At 58.6% G+C, this 11,873-nt stretch carries 6 protein-coding genes; all 6 read right to left on the bottom strand.

Annotated features, from left to right (window positions below):
- Positions 1 to 77: 77 nt before the first annotated feature.
- Positions 78 to 1,721, bottom strand: coding sequence for a J domain-containing protein (locus AO068_RS08005; protein ID WP_058400840.1), 1,644 nt, complete (start codon positions 1,719 to 1,721; stop codon positions 78 to 80).
- Positions 1,722 to 1,726: 5 nt separating this feature from the next.
- Complete coding sequence (locus AO068_RS08000) at positions 1,727 to 3,421, bottom strand: molecular chaperone HscC (RefSeq protein ID WP_058400782.1); 1,695 nt, start codon at positions 3,419 to 3,421, stop codon at positions 1,727 to 1,729.
- Positions 3,422 to 3,555: 134 nt separating this feature from the next.
- On the bottom strand, positions 3,556 to 5,928 hold the full coding sequence (locus AO068_RS07995) for a PAS domain-containing protein (RefSeq protein WP_080395015.1): 2,373 nt from the start codon (positions 5,926 to 5,928) through the stop codon (positions 3,556 to 3,558).
- A gap of 224 nt (positions 5,929 to 6,152) precedes the next feature.
- Positions 6,153 to 7,487 (bottom strand): sigma-54-dependent transcriptional regulator, encoded by a 1,335-nt coding sequence (locus tag AO068_RS07990; protein ID WP_058408072.1) that lies wholly within the window; start codon positions 7,485 to 7,487, stop codon positions 6,153 to 6,155.
- 6 nt (positions 7,488 to 7,493) lie between these two features.
- Positions 7,494 to 9,251, bottom strand: coding sequence for an ATP-binding protein (locus AO068_RS07985; protein WP_058408089.1), 1,758 nt, complete (start codon positions 9,249 to 9,251; stop codon positions 7,494 to 7,496).
- A 69-nt stretch (positions 9,252 to 9,320) separates the two neighbouring features.
- Positions 9,321 to 11,615 (bottom strand): beta-glucosidase BglX, encoded by a 2,295-nt coding sequence (bglX, locus tag AO068_RS07980; protein WP_058408071.1) that lies wholly within the window; start codon positions 11,613 to 11,615, stop codon positions 9,321 to 9,323.
- Between the last annotated feature and the right edge of the window lie 258 nt (positions 11,616 to 11,873).

Raw genomic sequence — 11,873 nt, 5'->3', positions numbered from 1 at the left:
AGCGGTTGAGAGACTTTGATGAGCAAGAATCCGCTTATCTGCCCGATTGAGGTAGGCGGATTCTTGCCGATGGGTACTCAAGCGAGGTAGTGGCCGCGTGCAGGGCCGAACACAATCACGCCCACGACGAAAGCGAGCATCAGACCCAGAACGATCATGATTGCCTTGAAGGTATTTCTGACGCAGAAGGCTTTTACGCTATCCCAGCCTCCGGTCCTGACGGAAATGGCGTCCTGAAAACCTGAAATCCGGTACGGCGACAGCACGATCCATAGCAGCAGGACTGCGCCATACAGCGCTGCCAGTACGGGCCCTTTCTGTACACAGACGTAGCCTAGCGTGACGATCGGAATACCGTGGCGCAGCGCCAGCGCCTGATAACCGGGCCAGCTCAGGTAATCGGGCAGCAAGCGCGCACTCCAGCGCATATCCACCGGCTTGATACGCTCAGCGAAAGGGCGCCAGAACGACATGAATATATGGATGACAGGCAGGAGGAAAACCGGCGCGGTCAGCGCAAGGCCAGCTATTTCGTACCAGGTGACGTTGCTGCCGGAAGGGTCCAGTGATGCCGTCGTGAAGATCGTCAATACGCCGAAAAAATAGGCCCTGAGATTGAGATTGGATGACACCTGCTCAGGCAATTTACGCCAGGATTGTACGTCGGCGTCCGGGAACTCTTGCATGGCATCCGGGAACCGGTGAGTCAGGTCGGACGCCAGTTTTTCGCAGGCTTGCCACAGCTCTTGATTACCGTGCCTTGCCAGTCGCAGCCTTTCATCCAGGGGTGGTGGTTGCAGAAGAAGACGCGCAGCCATGGCCTCGGGACTGTCTTGTGAGGCTTCGAGCAGTTTCTGCTGGTGTGCGACGAATGCCTTCTTTTCACAACGCTGGACCAGATTCATCCACAGGGAAAGCGGCCCTGCATACACGTCATGTTTCTGATCCCAGGCAAAAAGGCTGCTCAAGCGTTCGAACAGGGCAGGGGACCAGTCATGGTTGTTGAGCAGCAGTGTCATGGTCCACTGTTCAAGTTGCTCCTGGCGATCAAATGATGTCAGCCATGGCTGCTGCCGGAGTGCCTTGAGCGCATCGAGAAAGGCACGTTCCTCGTTGTTTTCGAGCATGGCATGAAATGACTCAAGCGAGCTGTCCAGCAGTGCCTGAGTCAGCCGATGCGCCTGATGAGTCCTGAGCTGTACTTTTTGCCAGGGTGTCAGCCAATGCAGTTGTTCGACGGCGGCCTTGATCAGCGCCTGATTGTCCTCCGGGTCCAGCAGGCAACGCCGGGCCAGATGTTGCTGGAAGAGCTCATCGCAGCCTTGATCCTGGGCTATCTGACGTTGTGAGTGCAGGTTTTCCGGTGTGGTCTGACTGGCTTGCTCATACCAGCTCAACTCTACTGCCGGGCGGGCAGGAGGCTCGGCCATGTCGAATGCCGGGTGTACCTGTCGATGGTCCGGTCGGACTACCAGCGCAGGCTCATCAAGGGGCAGCGATTCGGGGGGCTGACCAGCAACTGCCCAGACGTCACTGCCCTCATCGTCGTCTTCCACACGATTTCTTGCCCAGTTCAGCGCCTGCTCGTAAGCATCGCGCAGCGCCTGAAAGGCAACCGGGTCGTCGTCGGGACGTGTGGTTTTCAACAGCCTGGCGTATTGGCGCTTGATGCTGCGCTCGTCGGCATCATGGCCCAGATCCAGTACGCTCCAGCAATCCATTGCCGTCACCATTCACCTCGTTCGAAACGGTCTGCTTCCTGTTCGAGCTGTTTGCGCAGTTCATTGATCTGCCGGTCATCCTGGGTTTCCAGCACGCGCTGGAATTGTGCAGCCCAGACTCCGATGGTTTCACGTGCCTCGCCCAGATACTCCTGATAGAGCCGTTCCAGACGTGCTGTCAGGTGAGTGTTGACCTGTTGTTCGCGAGGATGAACCTTGAGCGCTTCCAGCACCTTGAGTCGTTCACGGATTTCGGCGGGTGTCATGACTCCGGGGTTGTTCTCGATAACCAGCTTGTGATTTTCGCCGGTCATCTGGATCCGCACATCGGCTTCCAGCAGGCCGTTGTTGTCGTACGTGAAGCGCACGTCCAGTTCGACCTCGCCAGCCTTGGCTTTCGGCACGGGAATATTCAGTTCGCCCAGCGCGATGTTGTCTTTGACCAGGCGGCTTTCACCTTGAAAGATCCGCAGCAGAACGTGCTCCTGATTATCGGCAACCGTGTTTACGGTACGCACCCGGCTGACCGGTACCACGCTGTTGCGCTCGATGATCGGAAGGTAATGCCCGGACTGATAGCCGTTGAACACGTATTGTGTGGTTTCGATACCCAGGGTGTAGGGGCACACGTCGGTCAAAACGACTTCTTCCAGCGCCGCATCGCGCTGCTTGAGTGCTGCCTGAATCGCAGCACCCTGCGCGACGACCTCATCCGGGTTGAGCGTGATGGCCGGAAAACGCCCGAACATCCCGGCGGCCAGTTTGCGGATTAGCGGCATACGTGTAGTGCCGCCCACCAGCAGGATTTCGTCCAGATCTGCGACGCGAATTTTCGCATCGCGCAAGGCTCGCTCGATAGGCGCGCGCAGGCGGGCCAGCAGAGGCGCAAACAGATCATTCATCTGCTCTTGCGTGATTGTCTTGCGCCATTCGCGGTCGGCATGGCGCAGCACGAAATCGACACTGTTTTCCTGGCCCAGCGCCTTGCGCACGCGCTCGGCTTCACGTCGTAGCGAAGGCGTTACCAGTTCCTTGCCGGGGAAGTCCTGCTCATCTCGGTGCAGGGTCAGAAAGTGCTCGACCAGCAAACGGTCGAAGTCTTCACCCCCCAGGAAGTTGTCGCCTGCGCTGGCACGCACCTCCATCACGCCGTCGAAGAGTTCGAGGATCGAGATGTCGAACGTGCCGCCACCCAGGTCGAAGACCAGAAACGAGGTTTCGCCTTCCTTCTGATGAAGTCCGTAGGCCAGGGCTGCTGCTGTCGGCTCGTTGATGAGCTTCTCGACCTTGAGGCCGGCCAGCTCACCGGCAATGCGCGTCGCTTTACGCTGAGCGTCACTGAAGTATGCCGGAACGCTGATCACCGCCTCGGTGACAGGCTCGCCAAACGCGCGCTCGACGTCGGCTTTAAGACTCTTGAGCACCAGCGAAGATAACTCTTCCGGGCGATAGGTGGCAGATCCCAGGCGAATCTCCTGAGCGCTGCCCATGTAACGCTTGAACAGCGCCGTGGTTTTGTCCGGGTGAGTTTGCAGACGTTCGCGCGCCGCCTTGCCAACCAGAATCTGCCCCTCGTCGTCCAGCCCGACCACACTTGGGGTCAGTGTTTCTCCCAACGCATTGGTAACCAGCTCGCTGCTGCCGTCGCGCCAGACAGCCACCAGGCTGTTGGTAGTGCCCAGGTCAATACCGACGATCATCTCAAAAATGCTCCCTGCTCAAGGATTGTTGCAATGCTTTGCGTGATTCTGAATCAAGGCCACCGGTGTTGTCTTGGTTTTATGCGTCGGGAATGCCTGCTGGCACCCCGCGTCAGGATGCCTTTGCAGCATTATTATTCTCCAGTGCGACTCACCGCCCTGTGCAGGATCGCTGCCAGATCTTCTCTGGAGTAGGGTTTTTGCAACAGGTCAAAGCGGTGTGTTTCGTCCTGAGCGATCGTTGCAAATTCAGTGCTGTAGCCGGAGGTGAGGACGACCGGCATCCAGGGATAACGAGCTTCGATTTCGGCGTACAGTTCCAGCCCGCTCATGCCGGGCATCGCGATATCCGAAAACACCACATGAAAGTTTTCCGGGTTACCGGACAACTCATGCAGCGCCTCGGTGGCACTCTTGACCCAAAGCACCTGAAAACCAAGCTGCTCAAGCATCGGTCGGGTAAAAGTACCGATGTCCTGATTATCCTCGACCATCAAAACGCACAGGCCGGGCAACGCGGCAGGCGCGCAGTGCTTGTCTTGCGCGACGACTTCGTGATTTTTTGCACTCGGCAGACATAGCGTGAAGCAGCTGCCTCTGCCCAGTTCGCTTTCAACCAGCACTTCGCCGCCCGATTGTTTGGCAAAGCCGAATACCTGCGACAACCCCAGCCCTGTACCCTGTCCCACGCTTTTGGTGGTGTAGAACGGTTCAAAGATCATGCCCAGTTTTTCCTTGGCGATACCCGCGCCGGTATCGGTCAGCGACACCTTCACATAATCGCCATCGCTGAGTGAGGCAGGCTGATCGGCAGTGGGGCAGGCAGCGCATTCAACGCTTATGCTGAGTCGGCCCGCGCCCGACATTGCATCGCGTGCGTTGACCACCATATTGACCAGCGCAGTGTCGAACTGGCTGCCATCGGCGAAGATAAAGCACGGCTCGGCAGGCAGGTCGATGCTCACCTGAATGCGTGCGCCGGTGAGCGTATCCATCATCTCGCCAATACGCGCCACACTCTTGCAGACATCGAACACTTCCGGCTGCAAGGCCTGACGGCGGGCGAAGGCCAGCAACTGACCGGTCAGACGAGCCGCCCGGTCTACCGTACTGGAAATGGCCTCGACGTACTTCACACGGCGATGCTCTTCAAGGTTAGGTGCCTTCAACAGGTCGCTGCAGGAGCGGATTACCGTCAACAGGTTATTGAAGTCGTGCGCCACACCGCCGGTGAGTTGGCCGATAGCCTCCAGTTTCTGCGCTTGATGCAGGGCCTCCTGGGACAGACGCAACGCTGCATTGGCCTCTTCCTCGGCCTGAATGTCACGGCCGACGGCATGAATGTATTGCTGGTCCGGCACGGCAGTCCACGAGATGGTCCGGTACGAACCGTCCAGATGACGATAGCGATTCTTGAAGTGAGGAATGGTCTGGCCGTTTTCCAGCCCGCTCATGGCGGCCAGCGTACTGTCCACGTCTTCAGGATGTACCAGCCCCAGGAACTGGCTGTCGAGCAGTTGTTCTTCCGACCAGCCGAGAGCCTGAGTCCAGGCCGGATTGACCGCGCAGATGATCCCGTCGAATTGCGCCACCAGCATCAGGTCAGTCGACAGGCGCCAGATGCGGTCACGGTCACGGGTGCGCTCGATCACACGCTGCTCAAGCGTTTCGTTGAGAGACATCAGCGCTTGTTCAGCGTCTCGGAGCTGGGTCATGTCGCGGGACACGCACAGAATTTTCTCCGGCTTGCCGTCCTTGCCGAAGATCGGACTGACTTGCACATGCCACCATTTGACAGTGCCCGCCATGGTTTGCGCCGAGCCCATGAAACTGGCGTTCTGACCCGCGCGGGCCGCTTCGACAGCAGCGATGGCGTCCAGATTGCCCTGGTCCTGCCAGAAGTCAGGCCAGGGGCAGCCGCGAATCGCGTTGAAATCGCTGACTTCCATGATCCGCTGACCGCCTTCGCTCATGAAGGTCAGGCGCGAATCGAGGTCCAGCACCTTGATGCAATCATTGATGCTCGACAGAACACGCTCGGTAAACGCTTCGTTTTCATTTTGTCGGGCCTGGGCAATGACTTGGGAAGTGGTTTCATTGACCCGGCAGAACACGCCCTCGATCAGGCCGCTATCGCCGTAGAGCGGCGAATAGGAAAGCGACCACCAGGTCTGCTCGGGCTTGCCGTTGCGGACGATGGTGCGCTCAATATTGTCAGACCGGCGGCTTTGTCCACCAAGCGCCTGCTCGGCCAGCGGGCGCACGGCCTCCCAGGCATCGCCCCACACCGAGGCAATGGGTTGTCCTTGAGCCTGCTCTGCTGCAACGGGCAAAACCTGGGCATAGGCGTCATTGAAAAACAGGACAAAGTCCGGCCCCCAAAGCAGATACATGCTGTCGGGGCAACTGAGCATCAGGTTCATTGATGACAGTAGCGCTGCTGGCCATGCTTGCTTCGGTCCCAGCGCAGACATCGACCAGTCTGTCTCTCGGATGAGCCGGCCCATATCGCCGCCTCCCAGTGGGAGGTCGAGGGGAGTATTCACGGTAGAAAATGCCCCAACTTTCGGACTGCCAATGTGAGCTTGAATAGCCAGGCGGGAATGATGTCATTATGCCTTAAAACTATCCAGCCATCACGGCCTTACATAGCCGGGACAGTATGCAGACCCGGCAGCGCGGGAAATGTTCGGTTATCGCCAGAAGAAGCCATACAGGATGTGCGCAGCCATCAGTTCAGGAACATTTCCCGTACCAGAGCATGACGCTGCATTTTCTCGTTCAGCGTCCGTCGCGGCAGTTGCAGCTCGTTGAGCACAGCCTTGATATCACCTTTATGACGGGTCAGCGAAGCGCGCAGGCATTGTGCCTCGAAGGCTTCCTGGCGTGCTGCCAGAGAGTGCCCTTGCAATTGAATATCGGGCTGCGTCGGGGTGAGTTCGAGGCCCAGCGCCTGCCGCTCGGCCGCATTGGCCAGCTCGCGTACGTTGCCGGGCCAGTCATGGCTGAGCAACTGGGTCAGGCGCGTGGCGCTGAGTGCTGGAACTTCACGGCCCATGCGTTCGGCGGCGGCTCGGGCGAAGTGGCTGAACAGTTGCGCGATGTCTTCAAGGCGCTCGCGCAACGGCGGCAGACGCAGTTCGGCAACGTTCAGGCGATAGGCCAGATCTTCACGGAAGCGCCCGGCGCGGGCCTCTTCAAGCAGGTCCGGTTTGGTCGCAGCAATGATCCGCAAGTTGACATCGATACTCTGATTCGAACCCAGCCGTTCAAGGCGCTTGTCTTGCAGAACGCGTAGCAGCTTGACCTGTTGCGCCATGGGCATGCTCTCGATTTCGTCAAGAAACACGGTGCCGCCGTCGGCATATTCCAGTCTGCCGATACGTTTGCCCTGTGCACCGGTAAACGCGCCGCTTTCGTGCCCGAACAACTCGGCTTCGAACAGATGCTCGGGGATGGCCGCGCAATTGAGCGCGACAAAAGGTTTGCCGGCGCGTGGACCGAAATCGTGCAGGCAGCGAGCGACCAATTCCTTGCCACTGCCGGTTTCCCCCCGAATGATTACATTGACCGGCAGTTGCGCGAGCTCAAGCACCTGGCGGCGCAAGATCTGCAGGCTGGGCGACACGCCGAGCAGCGTTGCGTCCAGTCGGATTCTTGCATCTGCCTGTTCATGCAGGCGGCGGTTTTCCAGCACCAGTTGGCGCTTCTCCAGCGCGCGCCGCAGGTTGCTGATCAGCGTTTCGGGGCTGAAGGGCTTTTCCAGAAAATCATAGGCACCTTCGCGCATCGCCTCTACAGCCATTGGCACATCGCCATGGCCGGTGAGGAGGATGACCGGCAGGTCCGGGTCCATGCCTTGCATTCGGCTCAGCAGTTCCAGACCGCTCATGCCCGGCATGCGTACGTCGGTCAGCACCACACCGGGGAAATGTTCCGGCATTTGTGCCAGGCACTCCTCGGCACGGGCGAAGACTTGCACCTCAAACCCCGACAGCGTCAGCCATTGCTCGACGGCTTGCCGAATGGGTGCCTCGTCGTCTACCACGATGACCGCGTTCAACATGTCGGGTCAGGCCTCCAGAAAGTCATTGGGCAGGCTGAACCAGAACACAGCACCTTCGGCATGGTTTTGCGCCGTAAGTTGCCCGCCCAGTTCGTGAATGATGGCGTACGACACGGCCAAGCCAAGGCCCAGACCATCGCCCACAGGTTTGGTGGTGAAAAACGGATCGAAAATACTGGCCAGGTTTTCCTCGGCGATCCCCGTTCCGTTGTCTTTGACGCTGAGCCGCCATTGCTTGTCGATGGCGTCGATACGCACTTCAAGGCGCCTGGACGGGCGCTCGCGCATGGCGTCCAGTGCATTGCGCAGCAGGTTTATCAGCACCTGCTCCAGACGTATGGCATCGCCACGCACCCACGCGGGACGTGACAGATGCAGCACGCAGTCGATGTGCTCCTCGCGCAGGCGCGGATCGAGCAACAGCAAGGCCTGATCGACTACCGTGGCCAGGTCCAGCCTCTCGCGCAAACCGCTGGGGCTCTTGCGGGCAAAGGTCTTCAGATGGCTGGTCAAGGCGGCCATACGTGTCAATTGTTGATCGACCGGAATCAGCGCTTTGCAGGCTTCATCGATTCGGCCCTGATCCAGCAGCAGCCGCACGGTTGCCAGTTGCATGCGCTGGGCTGTCAGCGGCTGGTTGATTTCGTGGGCCAGCGCTGCCGACATCTGCCCCAGCGCCGCCAGTTTGGCCGACTGGACCAGACCGTCCTGCGCGGTTTGCAGATCACGGGTGCGTTCCTGTACCAGACGCTCCAGTTCGTCCCGGTTGCGCTCCCGTAATCGCGCCAGTCGCCAGCGCTGATAGAGAAACAGAGCCAGAAATACCAGTGCCAGCCAGATGCCCGCTGCGGCGAGGCCCGCGTTGCGAATGTCCTCGCTGGACGTGGGTGGCTTGCGCAATAGGTGCAAGGTCCAGTTTTCATCGGGCAGCGGCAGCGACTGCCAAAGATAATCCGTGGTGCCATCCGGGCCTTCGACACGGCTTAAATGACTGTTTTCGCCAAAGCTTTCGATGACCCGACTGCGCAGCGGGGACAGTACTTTCTTGTCGTATTGGCGCGTGCGCAGCAGGTCGGCACGGTCCTCTACAGAAATAGGCAGCAGCTCGCGATAGCGCCAGCCCGATTGATTGGCAATGAAAACGATGCCTTTTTCATCGCTGACCAATAGCAGGTCGTCACCTTGGCCCCACTCCTGCTCAAGGTCCGGAAACTCCAGCTTCACGACCATCGCACCGATGAAGGCGCCCGTATCGTTTACCACTGCACTGGACAAAAAGTACCCGGGGATTCCGGTGGTCACACCGACCGCGTAAAAGCGCCCGGTACCCTGCGCCCGTGTTTGCAGAAAGTAGGGGCGAAAACCATAGTTGTGGCCGACATAGCTGTTGGGTGCGCGCCAATTGCTCGCGCTGATCGCCAGACCGTGCAGGTCGAGCAATTCAAGCGTCGATGAATGCGCCGTATTGTTGATTTTTTCCAGCTTGAGATTGAGCGCGCTCTGCACGTCAGCGGCTACCGGACCGCTCAACGCCGCACGTATCTCCGGGTCCAGTGCCAGAACAGAGGGCAGGGCGCGATAACGTTCGATCAGGGTATGCAGGGTATTGGCATACAATGCCAATTGCCCTTCGGCACGCACCGCATCTTCTGATAGCGCGTGACGCTGGGCCTGATGCATCGCAAGCCCGGCGCACAGCACCGCACCGGCCATAATCAGCAGCATGTACAGGGTAACGCGCCAGTAACGATGCTTGAGCGTCATGTTGCGGCCTGATCGGACTCCGCTGGCGCGTTTGCAGATCAATGCCTGCGAACGCGCCATGGACGAGCGTTACAACAGATTGAAGGTCGCTTCTTTCACGGTCTGCGAGTCCAGGCCGATCATGACCTTGAATTCACCAGGTTCCGCAGCGTACTTGAGCTCGCTATTGTAGAACTTGAGGTCGTTTTCACTGAGCGTGAAGTTAACGACTTTTTCCTCGCCAGGCTCAAGCATCACTTTTTCGAAGTTCTTCAGTTCTTTCACCGGGCGACTGATCGAGGCAGCCACATCATGCAGATACAACTGCACCACGGTCGCGCCTGCAACCTTGCCGGTGTTTTTCACGGTTACACTGGCAGTGAGCTTGCCTTTGCGCGTCATGCTGGCGTCCGACAACTTGATGTCCGAGACGTCGAACTGCGTATAGCTCAGACCGTAACCGAACGGAAACAGCGGGCCATTGGGCTCCTCGAAATAGTGCGAGGTATAGTTGCCCGGCTTGTCTTCATGATACGGACGGCCGGTATTCAAGTGTGCATAGTAGACCGGCAGTTGACCGATCGAGCGCGGGAACGACATGGCCAGCTTGCCCGACGGGTTGTAGTCGCCGAACAGTACATCCGCCACCGCGTTGCCACCTTCGGTGCCCGGGAACCAGGTTTCGAGCATGGCATCGGCCTGTTCCTGCTCGTCGACCAGTACCAGGGGACGGCCATTCATCAACACCAGCACCAGTGGTTTACCCGTGGCCTTGAGTGCCTTGATCAGGTCACGCTGCTTGCCCGGAATGTTCAGGCTGCTGCGGCTGGCCGACTCATGGGACATACCGCGCGACTCGCCGACCACGGCAACGATCACATCGGCCTGCTCGGCGACCTTGACCGCTTCGTCGATCATTTCCTGCGCGGGACGCGGGTCGACCTCGACTTCCTTCTCGATGAAGTTCAGATAGTTGAGGATGTGCTCGTTGTCACTGACGTTGGCACCACGGGCGTAAACCAGTTTGGCCTTGTCGCCGACCGCGTTGGCCAGCCCTTCATAGACAGTGACCGACTGGTTGGGACGGCCCGCTGCCGACCAGCTGCCGAGCATGTCGAGGTGGCTTTGAGCCAATCCACCAATAACCGCGATGGTGCCTTGTTTCTTCAACGGCAGCGTGTCGTTCTGGTTCTTCAGCAGCACCAGTGTCTTGCGCGCAACATCGCGAGCCTCGGCACGGTGCAGGCGGTCGTCGGAATAGGTGTCTGCCGGGTCATCGGCAGCGACGCCGATTCGGCCGTAAGGAGCGGCGAACAGGCCCATGTCGTATTTTGCCCCAAGTACCTCACGCACGGCGCTGTCGATTTCCTTCATGGAAACCTCGCCGTCCTTGACCAGCCCGGGCAACTGCTCGCCATAGGCCACGTCGTTCATGCTCAGATCGACGCCAGCCTTGATCGCCAGCTTGGCGGCCTCGCGAAAGTCCTTGGCCACGCCGTGGTCGATCAGTTCCTTGATCGCGCCATGGTCGCTGATGGTCACGCCCTTGAAGCCCCAGTCCTTGCGCAGCAGATCCTGCATCAGCCATTTGTTGGCGGTCGACGGGACACCATTGATCGAGTTGAGCGCAACCATCACGCCGCCAGCCCCTGCATCGATGCCAGCCTTGTAGGGCGGCAGGTAGTCCTGATACATGCGCGTCATGCTCATGTCCACGGTGTTGTAGTCGCGTCCGCCTTCGACCGCGCCATACAGAGCGAAGTGCTTGACGGCAGCCATGATGCTGTCATTGGCTGCGATGTTCTTGCCCTGGAAAGACCGGACCATCACATCGGAAATGCGTGACACCAGGTAGGTGTCCTCGCCAAAGCCTTCGGAGCTGCGGCCCCAGCGTGGATCGCGGGAAATATCGACCATGGGCGCGAATGTCATGTCGATACTGTCAGCACTTGCCTCTTTAGCCGAAACCCGGCCCATCAGTGCGACGGCGTCCATGTCCCAGCTGGCGGCCATGCCCAGGCTGATCGGGAAAATCGTACGATGACCGTGAACCACGTCGTAGGCAAAAAACATCGGAATTTTCAGACGGCTTTTGGCGACAGCAGCTTCCTGCAGCGGACGATTTTCCGAGCGGGTAACGGAGTTGAACGTGCCGCCGATTCTTCCGGCAGCAATTTCCTTGAGAATTTGCGGCTGTGGCATGTCGGCGCTGATGCTGATCAAACGCAACTGGCCGATCTTTTCGTCCAGGGTCATTTGTTTCATGAGTTTGCCGATGAAGGCATTCTTGGCTTGAAGCGTTGTATTGTCCGTGGCGGCGCTTTGGGCCATCACCGACTGACTGGCCATCCCGACCAGCAAACCTAATAAACACAGCTTATTCATGAATGATTTCTCAAGGCTTTTGTCAGCAACTCGCGTTTAATATCCGACAGCCAGTTTTTGGGTTATGGACCTTTGGCGTTATGGTTCGTACAGGGCGCAAGGATAGTTGCCATCCGCTTCACTGTACGAAGTCCCCCAAGGTGTGTACGAAAATGGAGGTTTGATTGACTTTTGTACAAACCCTGTTCGATCAGCTATTGACCGCATCAGGCGTTGGCGATGGATTATGCCGGGGAACTTGTGTTTTGGCTAAGGCGT

This window comes from Pseudomonas sp. ICMP 3272 (assembly GCF_001466905.1).
Taxonomy (GTDB): Bacteria; Pseudomonadota; Gammaproteobacteria; order Pseudomonadales; family Pseudomonadaceae; genus Aquipseudomonas; species Aquipseudomonas amygdali.
Note: the sequence above shows the minus strand (reverse complement) of the source record. Positions and strands in the feature narration are given on the sequence as shown.